Annotated in this window: 17 protein-coding genes; 3 read left to right on the top strand and 14 right to left on the bottom strand. The window is 70.6% G+C overall.

Annotation, left to right across the window (positions count from 1 at the left end):
• Window positions 1-317 precede the first annotated feature (317 nt).
• Both ACFV9W_RS33995 and ACFV9W_RS34000 read right to left on the bottom strand, forming a co-directional pair.
• Window positions 318-1277, bottom strand: a complete 960-nt coding sequence (locus tag ACFV9W_RS33995) for a threonine/serine dehydratase (protein WP_385769058.1) — start codon at window positions 1275-1277, stop codon at window positions 318-320.
• A 139-nt stretch (window positions 1278-1416) separates the two neighbouring features.
• The gene (locus ACFV9W_RS34000) at window positions 1417-2742 is read right to left on the bottom strand and encodes a deoxyguanosinetriphosphate triphosphohydrolase family protein (protein ID WP_385768965.1); all 1326 of its coding nucleotides are present in this window, start codon (window positions 2740-2742) and stop codon (window positions 1417-1419) included.
• A 369-nt stretch (window positions 2743-3111) separates the two neighbouring features.
• On the opposite strand from ACFV9W_RS34000, the gene ACFV9W_RS34005 reads away from it, so the two are divergent.
• Window positions 3112-4257, top strand: a complete 1146-nt coding sequence (locus tag ACFV9W_RS34005; RefSeq protein ID WP_385768967.1) for a metallophosphoesterase — start codon at window positions 3112-3114, stop codon at window positions 4255-4257.
• A gap of 326 nt (window positions 4258-4583) precedes the next feature.
• Complete coding sequence (locus ACFV9W_RS34010; RefSeq protein ID WP_385768969.1) at window positions 4584-6227, top strand: AMP-binding protein; 1644 nt, start codon at window positions 4584-4586, stop codon at window positions 6225-6227.
• Window positions 6228-6334: 107 nt separating this feature from the next.
• Here the strand turns inward: ACFV9W_RS34010 and ACFV9W_RS34015 are convergent, their stop codons facing one another.
• The 11 genes from ACFV9W_RS34015 to ACFV9W_RS34065 all read right to left on the bottom strand — a co-directional run bounded on the left by ACFV9W_RS34015 (window position 6335) and on the right by ACFV9W_RS34065 (window position 16609).
• Complete coding sequence (locus ACFV9W_RS34015) at window positions 6335-6787, bottom strand: hypothetical protein (protein WP_385768971.1); 453 nt, start codon at window positions 6785-6787, stop codon at window positions 6335-6337.
• Between the two features lie 75 nt (window positions 6788-6862).
• Window positions 6863-7789, bottom strand: coding sequence for an LLM class F420-dependent oxidoreductase (locus tag ACFV9W_RS34020; protein ID WP_385768973.1), 927 nt, complete (start codon window positions 7787-7789; stop codon window positions 6863-6865).
• A 444-nt stretch (window positions 7790-8233) separates the two neighbouring features.
• Window positions 8234-8626 carry a carboxymuconolactone decarboxylase family protein gene (locus ACFV9W_RS34025; protein ID WP_385768975.1) on the bottom strand — a complete coding sequence of 131 codons (393 nt, stop codon included), beginning with the start codon at window positions 8624-8626 and terminating at the stop codon, window positions 8234-8236.
• Window positions 8623-10152 (bottom strand): long-chain fatty acid--CoA ligase, encoded by a 1530-nt coding sequence (locus ACFV9W_RS34030; RefSeq protein WP_385768977.1) that lies wholly within the window; start codon window positions 10150-10152, stop codon window positions 8623-8625. Before ACFV9W_RS34030 ends, ACFV9W_RS34025 begins: the two co-directional genes overlap by 4 nt.
• Window positions 10152-10844 (bottom strand): 3-oxoacid CoA-transferase subunit B, encoded by a 693-nt coding sequence (locus ACFV9W_RS34035; protein ID WP_385768979.1) that lies wholly within the window; start codon window positions 10842-10844, stop codon window positions 10152-10154. The genes ACFV9W_RS34030 and ACFV9W_RS34035 overlap by 1 nt, the downstream gene beginning before the upstream one ends.
• Window positions 10841-11605 carry a CoA transferase subunit A gene (locus ACFV9W_RS34040; protein ID WP_385768980.1) on the bottom strand — a complete coding sequence of 255 codons (765 nt, stop codon included), beginning with the start codon at window positions 11603-11605 and terminating at the stop codon, window positions 10841-10843. Before ACFV9W_RS34040 ends, ACFV9W_RS34035 begins: the two co-directional genes overlap by 4 nt.
• A complete protein-coding gene (locus tag ACFV9W_RS34045) occupies window positions 11602-12192 on the bottom strand; it encodes an RBBP9/YdeN family alpha/beta hydrolase (RefSeq protein ID WP_385768982.1) in 591 nt (196 codons plus the stop codon). The genes ACFV9W_RS34040 and ACFV9W_RS34045 overlap by 4 nt, the downstream gene beginning before the upstream one ends.
• A gap of 51 nt (window positions 12193-12243) precedes the next feature.
• Window positions 12244-13551 carry an MFS transporter gene (locus ACFV9W_RS34050; RefSeq protein WP_385768984.1) on the bottom strand — a complete coding sequence of 436 codons (1308 nt, stop codon included), beginning with the start codon at window positions 13549-13551 and terminating at the stop codon, window positions 12244-12246.
• Between the two features lie 46 nt (window positions 13552-13597).
• Window positions 13598-14650, bottom strand: a complete 1053-nt coding sequence (locus ACFV9W_RS34055; RefSeq protein ID WP_385768986.1) for a 3-keto-5-aminohexanoate cleavage protein — start codon at window positions 14648-14650, stop codon at window positions 13598-13600.
• 65 nt (window positions 14651-14715) lie between these two features.
• Window positions 14716-15594: a TauD/TfdA dioxygenase family protein gene (locus ACFV9W_RS34060; protein ID WP_385768988.1), complete on the bottom strand. Its 879-nt coding sequence runs from the start codon at window positions 15592-15594 to the stop codon at window positions 14716-14718.
• A gap of 40 nt (window positions 15595-15634) precedes the next feature.
• On the bottom strand, window positions 15635-16609 hold the full coding sequence (locus tag ACFV9W_RS34065) for a quinone oxidoreductase family protein (protein ID WP_385768990.1): 975 nt from the start codon (window positions 16607-16609) through the stop codon (window positions 15635-15637).
• 126 nt (window positions 16610-16735) lie between these two features.
• On the opposite strand from ACFV9W_RS34065, the gene ACFV9W_RS34070 reads away from it, so the two are divergent.
• Window positions 16736-17728, top strand: coding sequence for an AraC family transcriptional regulator (locus ACFV9W_RS34070; RefSeq protein ID WP_385768992.1), 993 nt, complete (start codon window positions 16736-16738; stop codon window positions 17726-17728).
• Window positions 17729-17762: 34 nt separating this feature from the next.
• Here ACFV9W_RS34070 and ACFV9W_RS34075 read toward each other — a convergent pair whose 3' ends face one another.
• Window positions 17763-19172 carry an aminopeptidase P family protein gene (locus tag ACFV9W_RS34075; RefSeq protein WP_385768994.1) on the bottom strand — a complete coding sequence of 470 codons (1410 nt, stop codon included), beginning with the start codon at window positions 19170-19172 and terminating at the stop codon, window positions 17763-17765.
• Between the last annotated feature and the right edge of the window lie 9 nt (window positions 19173-19181).

Consider the following 19181-nt stretch of genomic DNA (forward strand, 5'->3'; position numbering starts at 1 on the left):
GGGCGACGACTCTGTCGCCGGGCCGCCGTCCCGCGTTTCGGGGGCGGGGGCGAGCCGATGTCGGGGGGAGAACCGGCCCGCCCCCGCAGGTCGGCGTCCGCACCTCCGACCTGAGGGCCGACGCCAGGACCCGCTCGGGGGTCACTCCTGTCTGCGCGGCGCGCGCCGGAACTGTCACGGGGGAACGGGCATGGTCACGAACTCGACACCACCGTGAAGACACGTCCTCAGCAGGCCCTCAACCGGTCCTCAGATCGTGCCCCCAGCGCGGCCCGCCGGCGGCGCACACCTCCGCCGCCGGCCCTTTCGTTCCGCTGTCAGGACAGCCCGAAGCGCCGGGCCCAGCCCGCCACGTCCGAGGTCGTCGTGTTGCCTCCGCAGATCACCAGGCCGAGCCGGGCGCCCTCGCCGCCCCGTTCCAGCACCTGGCGGGCGGCGGGCAGCAAACAGCCGGCGGCCGGTTCGGCCCAGACCTTCGCGCGGTTGGCCAGGTCGAGAGTGCCCTGGACGGCCTCGGCGTCGGTCACCGTGAGGACGCCGGCCAGCAGCTGTGAGGCGTGCTCGTAGGTGAGTCGAGAGGCGCTGGGCGCGCTGAGCGTCGAGACGATCGAGGAGAGCTCGACCGGCGTCGGCCGTCCGGCTTCCAGGGCCGCCGACATGGCCTGGGCGCCTTCGGTCTCGACGCCCCAGACCCGGATCCCGGGCCGACGTGCGCGAAGCGCGGTGGCGACGCCGGAGATCAGCCCGCCACCGCCGATGCTGACGAGTACGTCGGTGAGCTCCCCGGCGTCCTGCGCGAACTCCAGGCCGACCGTGCCCTGGGCGGCGATGACGGTGGGGTCGTCGAAGGGGTGGACCAGCGTGAGCCCCGCGGCCTTGAATTCGTCGACCGAGGCGAACGCGGCGTCCATGGTGTCGGCGATGTGGACACGCGCCCCGGCCGCCTCCGCGATGCCCCTGGCACTGGCGGGCGCGCTACGGGGCATCACGATGGTCGCCTTGACGTCCAGCATCCCGGCCATGACCGCCAGGGCGATGCCGTGGTTGCCCCCGCTGACGGTGACGACTCCCGCGGCGCGCTCGGCCGCGCTGAGCGTGAGCAGCCGCGCGGTGGCGCCCCGGGCCTTGAACGACCCGGTGCGCTGCAGCAGTTCCAGCTTCGCGGTGGTCGGCACGCCCAGCAGTTCGGAAAGACCCGGGCTCGGCACCGTCGGCGTCCTGACGACATACCCGGCGATCCGCTCGGCTTCGGCTTCCACGTCTGCGACGGTGATCAGCACGTACCTCTCCCACACGATTCCCGCGGCGCGCCCCTCGCGGCCGCACCGCACAACATTGCTCGGTCCACGCAAGGGCGTCCAGCGCACGACACCCCGGCGCCGCGCCCGTGCCGACGCGCGGCCACGGGCGGCCCCGTCAGAGCCAATCCCCGTCCGTCACCGACCCGAGGCCGACACCGGACAGGCGGCGGTGGAGGGCGACGGCCTGCCCCTCGGTGAGCGAGGCGACATGATCGGCGGCGGCACGCAGTACATCGCCATGCAGGTCGAGTTCCTCGGCCCGGTCGGTGGGCAGCAGGTGCGGCGATTCGTAGGTCCAGCGCAGCAGTTGGGAGACGATGCGGCGCTTGCCGTGCTGCTGGGTGGCCAGGGCGGGGCGGTCGATGACGTAGCACCAGACCAGTTCCTTCAACAGCTCGCAGGCCGCGCGGCGTTCGGCGGGCACGACGAGTCGGGCGCCGTAGCGAATCGCGGCCGTGCCACCGATGTCGAGGTCGATGTCGCGGGTGAAGTGGTCGATCAGCTTGGCGGTACGGGCGTTGAGGGCGACGTCGTCCGCGTGGCGGCCCCCGTACGGCTTGGCGATCGACAGCGCCTTCGCGATGTCGGCCAGGATGTGCACCGCCTCGTCGCGGTCGAAGCCCGCGCCCGCGCGGCGGCGCTTGGCCGCGACGTAGTCGAGGAAGCGCTGCGTCTCGCGCTCGGTGTCACCACCGGCGGTCCCGGGCTGCGGAAACAGCGCGGCCAGCGGGATCAGCCCGGCGCGGTAGAAGTCCTCCACGTCATGGCAGGCGTACGTGACGTCGTCCGCCCAGTCCATCACCTGCTCCTCGACCGGCACCGCGTCGTCGGCGCGCCCGGCTCGCACCCACCTGAACGCCTCCCGGTCGACCGCGTAGACACCCCACTTCGCGTGCCGCCCGGGGTCGGCGTCGCGCGGGGCGCGTTCCCACGGGTACTTCGTGGCCGCGTCCAGACAGGCCCGGGACAGGTGCAGGCCGCGGTGGCCCGGGTACTTGTGGGCGGCCAGGAAGGTGAGGATGTGCAGGGTCTGGGCGTTGCCCTCGAAGCTGTCGAGGACGCCGTGCCCGGCGTGCAGCTCGTCCATCGTCGCGCGCAGCGCCATCTCTCCGGCGTGGCCGAACGGCGGGTGCCCGATGTCGTGCGCCATGCAGGCCGCCTCGACGAGGGCCGGGTTCGGACCGCCGTAGCGCCGCTCCAGACGCTCGGCCATGCGCCGGCCGAGCTGCGCGACCTTCATCGAGTGGGTGAGCCGCGTGTGGTACGCGCCGAGTTCGCTGCTCGCGACGACCTGGCTCTTGCCCGCGAGGGCCCGCCACTGCGTCGAGTACAGAATCCGGTCCACATCGTGCTCGAACCCGGACCGCTGCCCGTCGTCCGCTACTCGTCGGCGCAGCGAGTGCTGCTCCAGGTCCTCATCGGTGTAGTGAGCAGGCCGCATGGCGCGATGCTACTGGAGCCGCCCGCGGCGGGGCGCCCGGGGCGGTCACGGACACCTTCGCGACGCGGGGCCGGGCCCCGGGCGCCGCCCCCTCCCCCGGCGGCGCACAATGAGCTCTCCGAGAAGCTCCGGAGCAGGAGGGGAAGCGTGACCGATACCAGCGACACCCGATCCGCCGCCAGTGAGGCGCGATCCGGCGCCAGTGAAGCGCGGTCCATCGCCGACGACACCCGACCCGGCGCCGGTGAAGCGCGATCCGCCACCGACGAGACCCGACCCGCCGCCGGTGAAGCGCGATCCGCCACCGACGACACCCGGTCCGGCGCTGGTGAAGCGCGTCAGGCGCCACAGAGCCGGCTTCAGCGCGTGATGCGCTTCGTCCCCCTGATCGCGCCCGTCCTGCTGTGGGCCGTGCCGTGCTGGGTCCTTCTGTACGGCGGTCAGCACTGGCCGCTTCCCACCACCCTGACCTGCACCGCCCTCTTCGGCCTCGGCCTGGTCGGCATGCCGTTCGCGATGGTGCGCGGGCACGGGCGGCGTCAGCGGGACCGGGCGGCGATCGTCGGTGACGCGCTGCTGGGCGGTGTCTGGGTCCTGTTCACGTGGTCCGTCCTGCTCGGCGTCGCGCTGCGGCTCGCGCTGGTCGCGGCCGGCGTCGGCGACGGGGAGGACCGGGCGCGCATCGTGACCTGGGCCGTCCTCGGTGTCTCCGCCGTGCTGCTCGTCTGGGGGTACGCGGAGGCCCGGCGCGTGCCCCGGGTGCGCCGCCTCGACGTACAACTCCCGCGCCTGGGCGCCGGGTTGGACGGCACCCGGGTCGCCCTCATCACGGACACCCACTACGGCCCCCTCGACCGCGTCCGCTGGTCGGAACGGCTCTGCGAGACGGTGAACACCCTGGACGCCGACCTGGTGTGCCACACCGGCGACATCGCGGACGGCACGGCCGAACGCCGTCGGGCCCAGGCCACCCCCTTGGGTACGGTCCGGGCGACGCGGGCGCGTGTCTACGTCACCGGCAACCACGAGTACTACAGCGAGGCCCAGGGCTGGGTCGACCTGATGGGCGAGCTGGGCTGGGAGCCGCTGCGCAACCGCCATCTGCTGCTCGAACGCGGCGGTGACACCCTGGTGGTCGCTGGCGTCGACGATGTCACCGCCGAGTCCTCCGGCCTCGCGGGCCACCGCGCACACCTCGACGGCGCCCTGAACGGCGCCGACCCCGAACTCCCGGTGCTTCTCCTCGCCCATCAGCCCAAGTTCGTCGACCGCGCGGCGGCCCAGGGCGTCGACCTCCAGCTCTCCGGTCACACCCACGGCGGCCAGATCTGGCCCTTCCACCACTTGGTCCGCATCGACCAGCCGGCCCTCGCAGGCCTGACCCACCACGGCGCCCGCACACTCCTCTACACCAGCCGCGGCGCCGGCTTCTGGGGCCCGCCCTTCCGGGTCTTCGCCCCGAGCGAGATCACCCTGCTGGTACTGCGCTCGCCGCAGGGACCGACGTCCTCGTAACTAACACCGGGGTGTCGCCACACCGAGGCTTACAGAGGCGTACCGAGCCATACAGAGGCATACAGAGGTCAAATCCAGGAAGAACAAAGGAAAAGAAGGAGTCAAGGGTTCCGGTGCGGGCCAACCCGAGGCGCGTGCGGACGACGCCGGGGGTTAGCCTTGATCTTGGTTGTCTGGGGCAACCAAAGTACCCGGGGCGGGCGCCACTTGTGCCGGGCGCGGCGTCCTGCGCCGACGGCTCCGGGCGGCCACCCCCACACCCGTACAAAGCACTACCACCGGCGCGCCCGAACACCGGCGGGCCGGTGGCCCCAGGAGGACCACCCATGCCTGCAGAGGCATCCGCAGCCACCCCCACCCCCGCAACACCCCAGGCGCCCGAAGGCACTTCGCACGACGCGGCGATATCTGACGCGGCGTCCGACACACCGGGCCCCTTCCGCACCTTCGTCGAGGACAACCTCGACGCACTGACCGCCCACCCGGACCGCGAGCTCCTGGTGTACGAGGACCGCCGCCTGACGGCCGGTCAATTCCGTTCCCTGGTGCACCGCATGGCCCACGCCATCGCCGCCCAGGGCGTGCCGCGCGGCGCGACCGTCACCCTGCTCAGTGGCAATCTGCCCGAGACCGTCGCGGTCCGTTACGCCGCCAACCTCGCGGGCTGCAAGGTCAATCACCTCTACAACAAGCTGTCGGCCGACGTGCAGGCGGCGATCGTCCAGGACGTCGAGACCCAGGTCCTCGTCGTCGACCCGCACTACGCGGACCGTGCCGCTGAGCTGGTCGAGAGCGCGCCCGTACGCCACGTCCTCGTCCTGGGCGAGTCCAAGCGCGAGCTCGGCCAGGACCTGCTGGCGCTCGCCGCCGAACAGCCCGACGAGCCGTTCGTGTCCCGCGCGCACCCCGACGACATCTGCACCATCCGGCACACCGGCGGCACGACGGGCCACCCCAAGGGCATCGTCACGACCTTCGAGCAGGTCAACCGGATGCGCCGGATGGTGGCTCAAGCACGTCCCGCGGAAGCGGAGTTGCCCCGGCAGCTCGCGTGCACCACCCTCGCGCACGCCGCGGGCATGCTGGCGGACAACGTCATCCAGACCGGTGGCTGTGTCGTGCTGCACGAGGACTTCGACGCGGGCGAGGTGCTCGCCACCATCGAGCGCGAGCGCATCACGCACCTCTTCCTGCTGCCGCCGCTGGTGTACCAGCTCCTCGACCACCCGGACTCCGAGGGCCGCGACCTGAGCAGCCTGCGCGGCCTGACGTACGGCGGCTGCCAGGCGTCCCCCGCGCGGATCGCGGACGCGGTACGCCGCTTCGGTCCCGTACTCCTGCAGTTCTACGGGCAGAACGAGGCCGGCGGCATCAGCGTGCTCACCCCCGAGGACCACGACCTGGACCGGCCCGAGCGGATGCGCTCCGCGGGCAAGGTGCTGCCGGGCGTGGAGGTCGCCATCCGCGACACCGACGGCAAGGACCTGCCGGTCGGCGAGCTGGGCGAGATCTGCGTGCGGTCCGAGGGCACGATGACGGGCTACTGGAAGCAGCCGGAGCTGACCGCGGACGTGCTGCGGGACGGCTGGCTGCACACCGGTGACATCGGCTTCCTCGACGAGGACAACTACATCACCGTCGTCGACCGGCTCAAGGACATGATCGTGGTCGTCGGCGGCCATGTGTACACCACCGAGCTGGAGGACCTGCTCAACTCGCACCCGAAGGTGCTGCAGAGCGCGGTCTTCGGCGTCCGGGACGCCGACCGCATGGAGCAGGTGCACGCCGCGATCGTCGCAGCACCGGACGTCGCGGTGGAGGCCGAGGAACTGCGGGCCGCGGTACGCGCACAGCGCGGCCCGATGTACGAGCCGGCCCACATCACCTTCGTGGACGCGCTGCCCCTGACGGACGCGGGCAAGCCGGACAAGAAGCTGCTGCGCAAGCACGCGGAGGAGCGGACCGCGTAGGCCACACCCCACTACCGAACGCGACCTGCCCTCCGAGGGCGGGTCGCGCTCTTCTGCGCGATGGTCCCAGCCCCCGCCGCACCCGCCACTCAGGCCGGTCTGACCGGTCAGACCGGCGGGTCCTTCCGCCAGGTCCACCGCGCGTCGGGCGGCGCCTCACCCAGTACGCGGAGCGCGTCGGTGGAGATCTGAGCCAGCCGGTCGACCTCGTCGAGCCCGAACCACATCTCGTGATTCTCCGAGCGCCCGCCGCGCCGCGGGTGGGTGTCCGGGTCGGACCAGCCGAGCACCAGGAGCCGCTGCTTCTGCGCGTCGGTCATCTTCCGGTACGCCGACGAAACGCATTCGGCGCCGATACCGTCGTCCCACCGGATGAACTGCACGTAACGCCCGGTCTCCTGCCGGGGTTTGGGCCGCCGCTGCCACCAACGCCGCCCCGGGGCATCGGGCACCGGCGCCGGCTCCGGGTCGGGCTCGGAGACCACCAGGGTGTCCCTCTCCCGCATCCCGGCCACTTCCGCCCGCAGCCGCTCACGGAACTCACTCCACGCCTCGTCCATCGGGCCAACGTACCGGCAGGGGACGGGGAGACACGCCATCAAGGCCCGCCCGCCCCGCCCCTGCCCGGCGGCCAGTCAGCGCAAGGTCTCGCCCTTGAGGTCGAGGAGCTCCGCCGCCGCGATCTCCAGCTGGGCCGGGTCGTGGCGGGGCACCTCGTCCGCGGAGACGGCGCCGAGGTAGAAGGTGAGGAAGGTGTCGAGGACGATCCAGTCGGGCTCGAGCTCGGCCAGCTCCTCCAGGTCGCGCCGGATCTGGGCGACCGTGCCGTGACCGGCGAGGCGCCCCTCCTCCGGAACCGGCTTCTCGGTGATGTGCAGCGGGATGCGCGGCGCGAGAGCGGGCGTGGGACGCCCGGCCTCCTCGGCGGCGGCCTTCAGCTTGGGCAACCGCTCCCGCAGCTCGGCCGGGCCGAGACCGAACGGGTGCCAGGCGTCGCCGAAGCGCGCGGCCCGCCGCATGGCGGGGCCGTTGAGCCCGCCGACCCACACCGGCGGGTGCGGGTCACGGACCGGGGCCGGGCCGGTGGTGATGTCGGTGTAGTCCAGGTGCTCACCGTGGAACGAGATCAGCGGCTTGGTCCAGTGGTCCTTGATGGACGTCAGGTACTCGTCGGTGATCCTGCCGCGGGCGGCGAAGTCGACGCCCAGCGCCTTGAACTCCTGCTCCGACCAGCCGACGCCCACGCCGAACACGAACCGGCCGTTGCTCATCTGGTCGATGTTGGCCGCGACCCGGGCCGTCTGCAGCGGGTGCCGGTACGGGAGGACGATGACCGTGGTGCCCAGCTCGATGGTCGTGGTGCGGCCGGCGAGGTACGCGAGCGTGGTGAACGGGTCGTAGAACGGCGGCGGGAAGACCGGCAGGGCCTCCTGCGGGAGCGTCACGTGGTCCGAGATCATCGCCAGGTGGAACCCGAGCCCCTCGGCGCGAAGGACCCAGTCCTCCATGGATGCGGGGGTGGTGCCAGGCCCGTAATTGAGCACATTGATCCCGAACTTCACTGACGGGTCTCCTCTCGACAGGCGCACGGCACCACCGAGGTGGCGAGCCCACGCCGTATTTGCTGGTCGGAGACGCCAGGCTAACGAGAAGAGCTGACGCGCCACGAAGCGGGGGCGGAGACCGGGAAACCACGGCCCCGCCTCCGGCAGACACGGCGCGGCCCCAACAACTCACCCACCAAAGAAGCTCAACCGAACCTTCCGGTGAGGGTTGTCCTTGTTGGTGTCCGCGAAACTCCGTTAGGACAACCGTCAGCGTAGCCGCGAACCACACGCAGCCGCTCTCAACTCCCTTCGGGAGCACGCAGTCTCACGGACCTGCAGGAGGACCACTGGCCTCCAGGCCCGAGAAGTACCGTCGGAGACGCTGATGAGAGGTCCGGCTGTCGTCCGGTCGAGCGCCATGCGGGACGGTTTGCGGACTGCGGGTCTGCATAACCTCGTTCACGTGGAAGCAGCCCCCCCCCTTTCCCTCGCATCGAGCTCTTCCATCAGGATCGGAGCGCCGACGTTGCAGGAGTGAATGCCCACCACGGAAGCAAGCTTGAGGACTTCGAGGATCTCCTCGGCGGTGACGCCGAGATCGAGGGCGGCTCGGATGTGACGGCGCACCCCGGGCCCGTACATGTGGGTGCAGGCCGCGTCCACGGCGATACAGAGCAGCTCGATCACCTTCGGTGAAAGGACCCCACTGCGCCACGGTTGAGTGACCGTCCGCAGATAGTCGTCGGTCCATTGCGGGTCCAACTGGGCCAGTCCGTCCCACAGCGGGTTCCACTCGCCACGCTCGCGCATGCGGTCGATGAACGGGGTGCCGGCATCGGCGGCTTCGGTCATGCTCCGGCTCCGGCGCTGCCGGACAGTTCCCGTTTGAGGATCTTTCCCGTGGCGGTCATCGGCAGCGAGGTGCTGAAGACGACGGTCCTCGGGTACTTGTAACCCGCCATCTGCTCCTTGCACCAGGCGATCAGCTCCGTCTCGGTGATCCGAGCCGTCGGTTCAGGGATGACGAAGGCTTTGATCTCCTCGCCGTTACGCGCGTCCGGGACGCCGATGACCGATGCCAGGGACACGTCGGGATGGCTCATCAGGACCTCCTCGATCTCGCGTGGGTACACGTTGTACCCGCCTCGGATGATCAGGTCCTTCGCGCGGTCGACGACGTAGTAGTGGCCGTCCTCGTCGACGCGTGCGAGATCACCGGTGCGAAGCCACCCGCCGCTCAGGGCGCGGGCGGTCTCCTCGGGGCGGTTGTGGTAACCCCTCATGACGTTGTGTCCACGCAGTACGAGCTCGCCGACCTGCCCGTCGCCGGTGACCGTCTCGCCGTGCTGGTCGACGAGCCGAGCCTCGATGCCCCAGACGGGCACTCCGATCGAACCGGGTCGCGGTTCGCCCTCCGGGTCCGTGAACAGGGCCAGTGGAGAGGTTTCCGAGAGGCCGTAGCCCTCGCGGATCCGGATGCCGAACCGCTCGGCGAACCGTGTGTGGATCTCCACGGGCAGCGCGGAACCCCCGGAGATGGCCAGGCGGAGGGTGCGGGCGAGGTCGTCGACGCCGTCGGTGTCGCGGTCGAGCGCGCCGAGCAGCCCCCAGTACATGGTGGGCACACCGGCGAACGCGGTGACGCACTCCTCGCGCATCAGCCGTAGCGCCGCCTGTGGTTCGAAGCGCGGCATCAGGACCAGCGTGGCGCCGACGGACAGGCCCGCGTTCATGCTCACGGTCTGTCCGAAGGAGTGGAACAGCGGAAGGGCGAGGAGATGGGTGTCGGGCCGGGCCGGAGTACTGCCGAAGAGCCGGGTGGCCGTCAGGGCGTTGAGCACCATATTGGCGTGCGACAGCTCGGCGCCCTTGGGCTGTCCGGTGGTGCCGCTGGTGTACAGGATCACTGCCGTGTCGGTGGGCTCGCGGGTCACGGACTCGAAGGTCTCGGGCCCGTCGTGAAGCATGCCTTCGGTGATCGGCAGCAGCTGCCGGCAACCGGCGGTCCTCTCGAAGCCCTCCCGCCCGTACTCCCCCATCGGCAGGTCCGGCGTGTCCTCGTGGCAGAGGTACAGCACGGCTCCGGAGTCCGCCAAGTGGTAGGCGATCTCTCGGGGTTTGAGCAGGATGTTCAGCGGTACGACCACCGCGCCGGCCTTGAGGATGCCGTAGTAGACGATCGGGAACTCGGGCAGGTTCGGGCAGGAGAGGGCCACCCGGTCCCCCGGCCTGACGCCGCGCGCCACCAGGAGGTGAGCGACCTGGGAGGCCCGGGCCTCGACCTCGGCGTAGTCGAGCCGACGGTCACCGGCCACAAGCGCCACGCGGCGGGGGTAACGCCGGGCGGAGTCCTCCAGGAGGACGGACAGGTTCAGCATCAGGAACTCGCCTTCGGTCGTGCCAGCGGAGCGTCGGTGGCCGCGCGTACGGTGTCCTCGCTCACCCCGGGCGCGCAGTCACGCAGCACGAGCCCCTGTCGGGTGACGTCGATGACGGCGAGGTCGGTGATGATCCGATGGACCACGCCCTGCCCGGTCAGCGGCAGGGTGCACCGGCGCACGAGCTTCGGCGCCCCGGACCTGCTGGTGTGTTCCATGAGCACGATCACCCGGCGGGCGCCGTGGACGAGGTCCATGGCTCCGCCCATCCCCTTGACCATCGCACCGGGCACCATCCAGTTCGCCAGGTCCCCGGACGCGGAGACCTGCATGCCGCCGAGGACCGCGGTGTCGATGTGGCCGCCGCGGATCATCGCGAACGACAGCGCGGAGTCGAAGAAGGCGGCGCCCGGATTGACGGTCACCGTCTCCTTGCCCGCATTGATCAGGTCCGCGTCCACGGAGTCCTCGTCGGGGTAGGCGCCCGTGCCCAGGATCCCGTTCTCGCTGTGCAGGACGATGCCGAGGCCCGGCGGCAGATGGTCGGGGATGAGCGTCGGCAGGCCGATGCCGAGGTTGGCGTACTCGCCGGGTACGAGTTCGGAGGCAGCCCTGGCCGCCATCTCGTCCCGGGTCCAGCCCTGCGTCCTGCCGGGTGCCACGTTTTCCGGCGCAGCCGTTGTCGCGCTCATGCGCCGTTCTCCTTCGCCGCGGTCACCGTGCGCTTCTCGATCTGCTTGTCCTGGAGACCCGTGTGGACGATCCGGTCGACGAAGATCCCGGGCAGATGTACCTGCCCGGGATCCAACTCGCCGGGCCGCACCAGCTGTTCGACCTGGGCGACGCACACCCGCCCGGCCATCGCCGCGAGCGGGTTGAAGTTCCGGGCGGCCTTGTCGAACAGCAGGTTCCCCTCGGTGTCCCCGATCAGAGCGTGCACGAGGGCGAATTCGGCGGTGATCGACTCCTCCAGGACGTGGCGCCGTCCCCCGTACTCGCGTGTCTCCTTGGGCGGGGAGGCCACCGTCACCGAGCCGTCCGCGTCGTAGCGCCACGGCAGCCCTCCGTCGGAGACCGGGGTGCCGACCCCTGCCGGGGTGAAGAAGGCGGGGATACCCGCTCCGCCGGCGCGGAGCTTCTCCGCCAGCGTGCCCTGGGGAGTCAGCTCGACCTCCAACTCTCCCGCCAGGTACTGCCGGGCGAACTCGGCGTTCTCGCCGACGTACGAGGCTGTCACCCGCCGGACTCGCCTTCTCCGCAGCAGTTGCCCGAGCCCGTGGCCGTCCGTACCGCAGTTGTTGGAGATGACGTGGAGCCCCGTGGCCGACCCGGCGGCGACGGCCGCGATCAGGGCGTCAGGGACGCCGCAGAGGCCGAAGCCACCGACGCTGAGTGAGGCTCCGTCCGGGATGTCGGCGACAGCCTCGGCCGCCGTTGCGCAGACCTGGGTCACGAGACCGCCCTCTCCGTCTGACGGCTGCCGAGCAGTTGTCGCACCAGCTCCTCCGCACGCGGCCAATACCCGTGCCCGGAAGCCGGGTTGAGGTGACCGACCGGCCCGAGGTCGACCGGACGACTGCCCCACACCTCCGCCAGGCCGGCGACGTGGCGGCGGTCGGCGAGCGGGTCGTTGCTGCTGATGCCGAGGATGCTCGGGAAGGGCAGTCGGCGGCGCGGTATCGGCAGCCACCCTCCACGCTCCAGTTCCCGCACGGAGGGATACCCCTCGGGCAGCGGTCGTTCCAGGTCCGCGGGGGTGGCAAGAAGAGCACCGTGGATCTGCCGCGTCGGATTTCGGGCCCAGTGCACGGTGGTGAGGACCCCTGCGCTGTGCGCGACGAGTACGACGGGGCCCGCGACCGGGGCGAGCACCTCGTCGAGCGCGGCTACGCGGGCGGCCCGGCTGAGCCCGTCGTGTTCGAGCGGGGGCACGGTGCGCACGGCGTCGAACTGTTCGGCGAGGTGGGTCTGCCAGTGGTCTGCGACGTGGTCCCGTAGTCCGGGCACGATCACCACGGTCGGTGTCGGGGTGGCTGTCATGTTCGTCCCTGAGGGTTCGGCTGGATCAGGTGAATCGGCTGGTTCGGGGGCTCAGCGGGCAGTGGACAGGGCGAGCCGGTCGAGCCGGAGCTTCCCGGCCGGGTGGTACCGCCTGCCGAGCAACAGGGCGGCGATGGCGGCGACATACATCAGCGGGGCGAGGCGCAGGGCCCCGAGCAGCCCGAGGTGATCGGCGACCATCCCGACGACGAAGGGGCCGAGTGCGAGGCCCAGCACGTTGTTGGCGACCGTGAGCGCCCCGAGCCCGGTCGCCCGTACGGAGCTGTGGGACAGGTCGGTGACGACGGCCGCGGTGGGCCCCGAGGAGCCGGCCGCGAAGAACGCCCCGCAGCCGATGAGGATCAGCGACGCCGTCCCGGAGGCCAGGCCGAAGCCTGCCGACAGGCAGACCAGTGAAACGGCGCAGAAGGCCACCCCCGCGGTCCACTGGCCACGGGAGTCGGAGCGGGCGAACCGGTCGGAGATGATCCCGCAGATCACCATGCCGCTGCCGATGAGCAGGACGAAGACCGCGGCGAGCGCGGCTGCCTCGTCCGCCTGGAGGTGGTAGTAGCGGTTGAAGTAGCTCGGTGTCCAGGACAGCAGTACGGCCGGGGTGAACATCTGCAGCCCGCCGCCGATGTAGGCGCACAGCAGCGCCGGGTTGGTGAACAGGCTCGTGAACGGTGCCCGCCCGCCGGTCACCGCCGCGGGCGATCTCGGTTCGACGGCGTACTCGTCCAGCTTCCGCTCGCTGACCACCGCCCGGAACACGGCGACCAGCAGCAGTCCGAAGACCGCCATGGCCGCGAAGGACCAGCGCCAGCCCACGTGCACGGCGAGGCTGCCGCCGACGGCGACGCCGACCACCGAGCCGAACGACCCGCCTGCCATGAACGCGCCGCCGAGCGCCGCGTGGACCCGTGGGGCGAAGATGCTGAGCACCACCGCGATGCCCACGCTGCCGTAGGCCGCCTCGCCGACCCCGACCAGGAACCGCGCGGCGAGCATCTCCTGATAGTTCCCCGCGACCGCGCACAGCAGCGTGGCCAGGCTCCACACCACCGCCATCACGACCAGGCTCCTGACCCGGCCCCAGCGGTCGGCCACGAGCGAGAGCGGCAGGGTGAGCAGCCCGACCATCAGCGCCACCACGCTGCTCAGCGAGGCCAGATGGGCGTCGGACAGGGACCACTCGTCCTTCAGGACCGGGAAGACGGCGCTGAGCACCTGCCGGGACATGTAGTCCGAGAGCAGCAGCCCGAAGGCCAGGGCGAAGACGAGCCAGGGGTACGTACGTCGCGTCCCGGTTCCGCTGAGTGGGGCCGGCGCCCGCCCCACGGTTTCGCGCAATGCCACGATGACTCCTCAGAGCTGGGGGCGGGTGCCGGTGGCTGTCGACCGGTCAGGCGTGGTGGGTGAACCCGACCTGGCCGGGCCTGCGGTTCGGCGCGTAGCCGAGCTTGGCCAGCGTCTCGTCCGCATCCGCGTACGTGGTACCGATCTTGTAGATCTCATGGGCGTCCTTGGCGGTGGCGACCTCGCGGCCGAGCTCCCCGGCGATCCGGACCAACTGCTTGATCTGCTCGACGGAGGTGGCCTTGGTGCCCTTGCGGCCCCACAGGGTGTCCTCGTTGCCGCACCGGGTGTGCAGTCCCATGGCTATCGCCATCGCGTTGACCGGCAGGACGCTGCGCATGAGGGTCTCCAGGGTGAGGATCGCCCCGTCCGGCACCCGGTTGATGAACTGCATGATGTTGTACGGGTTGGGGCCGTCGAATCCACCGCCGATGCCCACCCAGGTGACGTTCAGCGGGCCGGTGTAGACACCCCGGCGGATCAGCCGCTCGACGGTCTCCAGCTGCGGAATGCTCGACAGCTGGAAGTGCGGCTGGATGCCCGCCGCCTGCAGCCTGCGCAGGTGCTCCTCGACCCAGGCGGGTCCGGCCGGCACCGTCATCTCCCGGTAGGCCTCGGCGAGTTCGGGGCGTGTCATGGAGGTACCCGCGATGTCGTCGGGGGTCATCAGCTCCATGATGTTCATCTGGCTGGTGTTGATCGCGATGGTCACCTGGTCGGGCTTGGGATCGAGCTCGGCCAGCATGTGGCGGGTGTCGTCGGACAGCCACTTCGCGTCGGCGCCCGAACCCTCGGGCGCGAACGAGATCGACCCGCCGACCTGCAGGATCATCTCCGGCACCGCCTCGCGCAGCCGCCCGAGCAGTTCGTTGAACTTCGACAGCCGCTTCGAGCCCTTGCCGTCCAGTTCCCGTACGTGGATGTGCAGGACGGCGGCGCCGGCCTCGAAGCAGTCCACCGCCTGCTGGACGTGCTCGTCCATGGTCAGCGGCAGGTCCTCACGGAAGTCGTCCGGCTCCCATTCCGGACCGTACGGGGCGCTGGTGATGACCAGCTTGTCCTGGTTCTCGGGGAAGAGCGCATCGTCGTGGAAGTGCATGGGTGTACTCCGTTCGCGGGTGCTCGTGCGGGTGGGCAGAAGGAGGAGGTTCGAGCCGCTCGGGCTCAGAAGGAGCGGTCGCCGATGATCCCGGCGCGCTCCATCTTGCGGACGGCCGGCCAGTAGTCCTGGACGGCGTAGTGCTGCGTGGAGCGGTTGTCCCAGATGGCGACGCTGTTCGGGGTCCACCGCCACCTCACCTGGTACTCCGGGATGGTGGCCTGACTGATCAGATACCTGAGCAGGTCGGCGGCACCGGGCGCGTAGTCGATGCCGCACCGGATGTTCTGCGGGGTGTGGTAGTTGACGAAGTGCGTGGTGAAGGCGTTGACGAAGAGGATCCGCTCCCCGGTCTCCGGGTGGGTGCGCACCACGGGGTGCTCGGCGTCGGGGAACCGTTCCTTGAGTGCGTGGCGTTCTTCCTGCGGCAGTGCGGCGCCGAAGGACGCCTCGATGCTGTGCCGGGCACGCAGTCCGTCGATCCGCGCCTTGACCTCGGCCGGCAGCTTCTCGTACGCCGCGGCCATGTCGACCCAGATGGTGTCGCCGCCGACAGGAGGTGCCTCCACGTTCCGCAGCACGCAGCCCATGGGCGGGTTCTCCCGCCATGTGGCGTCGCAGTGGTACGCGTTCTCGTAGTGCTCCGGCGGGCTGTCCAGGTCCTTGTAGATCCGAACGAGTCCGGGGTGGTCCGGATCGCTGCCGGCCACCGGGTGGTCCTCGAGCGGACCGAACCGCTCTGCCAGTGCCACGTGTTCGGCGCGGGTGAAGTGCTGATCGCGCAGGAACAGCACCTTGTGCTTCAGCAGCAGCGCCTTCAGTTCCGCGAACAGGGCGTCGTCGCGGGCGACTTCACCGAGGTCCACATCGAACAGCTCGGCTCCGATGTGGCAGGTGAGGGGCTGTGCCGTGATCGTTGCAGCGGCAGGGGCAGGTGTGCTCATCACTCTCTCCTCTCGTCGGGTGCTCTCAAGTCAGGTGCTGTCAGAGCGAGAAGACCGAGGAGCCGGTGGTCCGGCCGGCCTCCAGGTCGTGGTGCGCCTGGACGGCGTCGTCAAGGGCGTACCGCTGGTTGATCTCGATACGGATGCGCCCCGACCCGACGTGGTCGAACAGCTCACCGGACAGCCGGGCGCGCTCCTCGGGGTCGGCGATGTAGTCGGCCAGGGCCGGCCTGGTCACGAACAGCGAGCCCTTGACGGCGAGTTGCATGGCGTCGATCGGCGGGACGGGGCCGGAGGAGGTGCCGAAGCAGACAAGGAGTCCGCGCGGGGCCAGCGAGTCCAGCGATGTCGCGTGCGTGTCGGCGCCGACGCTGTCGAACACCACGGGGACGCCCGCGCCGTCCGTCAGCTCGCGCACACGGTCCGCCACCTTCTCCCGCCGGTACAGGACGACCTCGTCGCAGCCGTGCGCCCGGGCGGTCTCGGCCTTCTCCTCGGTGGAGACGGTGCCGATGACACGGATGCCGAGCAGCTTCGCCCACTGGCAGAAGATCAGCCCCACACCGCCCGCCGCGGCGTGCAGCAGCACGGTGTCCCCGGCCTTCAGCGGATGGATGCGACGCAGCAGGTAGGCGGCCGTCAGTCCGCGCATCGTCATCGCCGCCGCGGTGTCGAAGGCGATGGCCTCCGGCAGTCTGATCAGCGACGCGGTCGGCATCACCCGCTCCGTGCTGTACGCGCCGAGGGGACTGCCGGTGTACGTGACGCGGTCTCCCGCGGCGAAGTCCGTGACTCCCGGGCCCACGGCCTCGATGACGCCGGCACCCTCCACGCCGAGTCCGGCGGGCAGGGCGGCCGGGTACAGACCGGTGCGGAAGTAGGTGTCGGCGAAGTTGAGCCCGACCGCGGAGTGCCGCACCCGGACCTCTCCCGGGCCGGGCTCACCGACCTCGGTGGACTCCCACCGCAGCACTTCTGGGGCGCCGGGTTCGTAGAAGCGGATGGCGTGCGCCACGGTGTTCTCCTTGCGCTGTGTTCTGGTCGAACCGGGGTTTGACGCAGAAAACGCTAGGCGTGGCAGCCGAAACGCGCTTATCTTCAACGGACATCAGATTTATCTTCTGGGGACATCGGAGGCCCGTTGAAACCGCAGTCCCGATACGCGTCCCTCAGTGGCTACCTCGATCTGAGCCGCTCGTTCGGCATCGATCCGGGGCGGCTCATGCGGGCGAACGGGCTCGACCCCGCGAGCCTGAGCATTCAGGACCGCTGGCTGCCCTCGGCCGCGGTGATCCAGCTCCTGGAGCAGTCGGCGTCGGAGTCGGGGCGACAGGACTTCGGGCTGCGGCTCGGGGAGTTGCGCCGCTTCTCCAACCTCGGACCGCTGAGCCTGGTGATCCGGGAGGAGCCCGACGTACGCAGCGCCGTGCAACTCCTCATCCGCTACGAGCACGTCTACAACGAGGCGTTGCGCCTGCACCTGTCCGAGGTGAACGGGTCTGCCGTCGTCCGGGTCCGCCTGGAGCCGGGCGAACCGATGGAGACGAGGCAGTCGGTGGAGCTCGTGGTGAGCGTGCTGCACCGACTGCTGCGCGGGTTCCTCGGGCCCGACTGGCAGCCACTCGCCGTGTGCTTCGCCCATCGCCCGCCCGACGATCCGTCCACCCACCAACGGATCTTCGGCCCGACCGTCTCGTTCGACCACGACTTCACGGGCATCGCGTTGGACGCGGCGGACCTGAGCGCGCCGAACCGGATGTCGGACCCGCAACTCCTCGCCTACGCACTGCAGTTCCTGGACGGCATCGAGCCCGCGAAGGACACGACCGTGCTCGAGCGCGTCCGCGAGCTGATCGAACTTCTGCTGCCCACCGGGCGCTGCTCGATGGAGCAGGTCGCCCGCAGCCTCGGCGTCGACCGCAGAACCGTCCACCGCCAACTGGCCGAGCACGGGGAGACGTTCACGACCGTACTCAACGACACCAGAGCCGAGCTCGCGGTCCGGCTGCTGGAGAGCCGGCGATACTCGCAGACCGAGATCGCCGAGCTCCTCTCCTTCTCGGCACCGAGCAACTTCTCCCGCTGGTTCCGCACCCGTTTCGGCTGCGCCCCCAGCCACTGGCCGACGCCGTAGGACCGGTGCCTCCCGGTCGGCGCCTGCCGCCGGGTCAGCCCGCGTGCCGGTCCAGCCACGCCTCGACCTCGTCCGCCGAGCGCGGCAGGCCCGCCGACAGGTTCTCGTGTCCTTCGGCGGTGACCAGCAGATCGTCCTCGATCCGCACGCCGATGCCGCGCCACTCCTCGGGCACACTCAGGTCGTCGGCCTGGAAGTACAGGCCGGGCTCCACGGTGAGCACCATGCCCGGTTCGAGGACTCCGTCGACGTACCCCTCCGTGTGGGCCTGCGCGCAGTCGTGGACGTCGAGGCCCAGCATGTGTCCGGTGCCCGCCATGGTGAAGCGCCGCTGCAGACCGAGTTCGTAGGCACGCTCGGCCGGGCCCTCGATGAAGCCCCACTCGACGAGCCGGGCCGCAAGACTGCGCTGCGCCGCCTCGTGGAAGTCCCGGTACTTGGCGCCGGGCTTCACGGCCGCGAAGCCTGCCTCCTGGGCCTCGTACACCGCGTCGTACACCTGGCGCTGGACGGGCGTGAAGCGGCCGCTGATCGGCAGCGTGCGGGTGACGTCGGCGGTGTAGAGGGTCCGTGACTCCACCCCGGCGTCGAGGAGCAGCAGGTCGCCGGGGCGCACCGGGCCGTCGTTGTCGGTCCAGTGCATGATCGTGGCGTGTTCGCCGGCCGCGCAGATGCTGCCGTAGCCGACGGCGTTGCCCTCGAGTCGGGCGCGGCGGAAGAAGGTTCCCTCGATCCACCGCTCGGACGTCTCGACCGCCTTCGACAACTCCCCGACCACATCGGTGAATCCACGCACGGTCGAGTCGACCGCGCCACGGATCTCGGCGATCTCCCACGCGTCCTTGACGATGCGCAGGTCGTCGAGTGCCGTCACCAGTTCGGCGTCACGGGTGGCGTCCGTGGTGACGGCGGCCTCCAACGCCGGATCCACTCCGCGGACGATGCGGGTGGGTGCGCCGCCGGCAGCCAGGTCGGCCGCGGCCGTGCGCACGTCCCGGCACTCGATGCCGAGTAGGCTCCGGGCCTCCGCGAGGGAACGGCGGCGGCCCATCCAGAGCTCCGCGGTGGCGCCCGTCCAGAACCCGTCGTCGTCGCGGCTGTCGCGCGGAAGCTGGTAGCAGTACGCGTCGTGGCCGCCGTCCGCGCGCGGTTCGAGCACCAGCGCGCCGTCACGGGCCTGGTCCCCGGTCAGATGTACGTATGCCGAGTACGGGCGAAACGGGTAGGTGTCGTCGTTCGACCGCACCTTGAGGTTCCCCGCGGGGATGACGAGGCGTTCTCCGGGGAAGCGCGCGGAGAGCGAGGCGCGCCGGGCGGCCGCGTACGGGGCCTGCTCGTCGAGGGGCAGGTCGCGCCGCTCGGTGTCCGCCCAGCTCGCACGCATCAGGGTGGACAGTTCCTTCGAGATCCCGGAGTAGAGCCCGTTCCTGCGGCCTTCCGCCATGACGTACGC

This window comes from Streptomyces sp. NPDC059897, from assembly GCF_042730865.1.
GTDB lineage: Bacteria > Actinomycetota > Actinomycetes > Streptomycetales > Streptomycetaceae > Streptomyces.

Coding starts and splice junctions, on each gene's coding strand:
- ACFV9W_RS34025 (WP_385768975.1), bottom strand. CDS start 8,626: ATGACCGAAGCCGCCGATGCCGGCACCCCGTTCATCGACCGCATGCGC.
- ACFV9W_RS34010 (WP_385768969.1), top strand. CDS start 4,584: ATGCCTGCAGAGGCATCCGCAGCCACCCCCACCCCCGCAACACCCCAG.
- ACFV9W_RS34000 (WP_385768965.1), bottom strand. CDS start 2,742: ATGCGGCCTGCTCACTACACCGATGAGGACCTGGAGCAGCACTCGCTG.
- ACFV9W_RS34015 (WP_385768971.1), bottom strand. CDS start 6,787: ATGGACGAGGCGTGGAGTGAGTTCCGTGAGCGGCTGCGGGCGGAAGTG.
- ACFV9W_RS34075 (WP_385768994.1), bottom strand. CDS start 19,172: ATGGCGGAAGGCCGCAGGAACGGGCTCTACTCCGGGATCTCGAAGGAA.
- ACFV9W_RS34005 (WP_385768967.1), top strand. CDS start 3,112: ATGCGCTTCGTCCCCCTGATCGCGCCCGTCCTGCTGTGGGCCGTGCCG.
- ACFV9W_RS34055 (WP_385768986.1), bottom strand. CDS start 14,650: ATGCACTTCCACGACGATGCGCTCTTCCCCGAGAACCAGGACAAGCTG.
- ACFV9W_RS34030 (WP_385768977.1), bottom strand. CDS start 10,152: ATGCTGAACCTGTCCGTCCTCCTGGAGGACTCCGCCCGGCGTTACCCC.
- ACFV9W_RS34060 (WP_385768988.1), bottom strand. CDS start 15,594: ATGAGCACACCTGCCCCTGCCGCTGCAACGATCACGGCACAGCCCCTC.
- ACFV9W_RS34045 (WP_385768982.1), bottom strand. CDS start 12,192: ATGACAGCCACCCCGACACCGACCGTGGTGATCGTGCCCGGACTACGG.
- ACFV9W_RS34035 (WP_385768979.1), bottom strand. CDS start 10,844: ATGAGCGCGACAACGGCTGCGCCGGAAAACGTGGCACCCGGCAGGACG.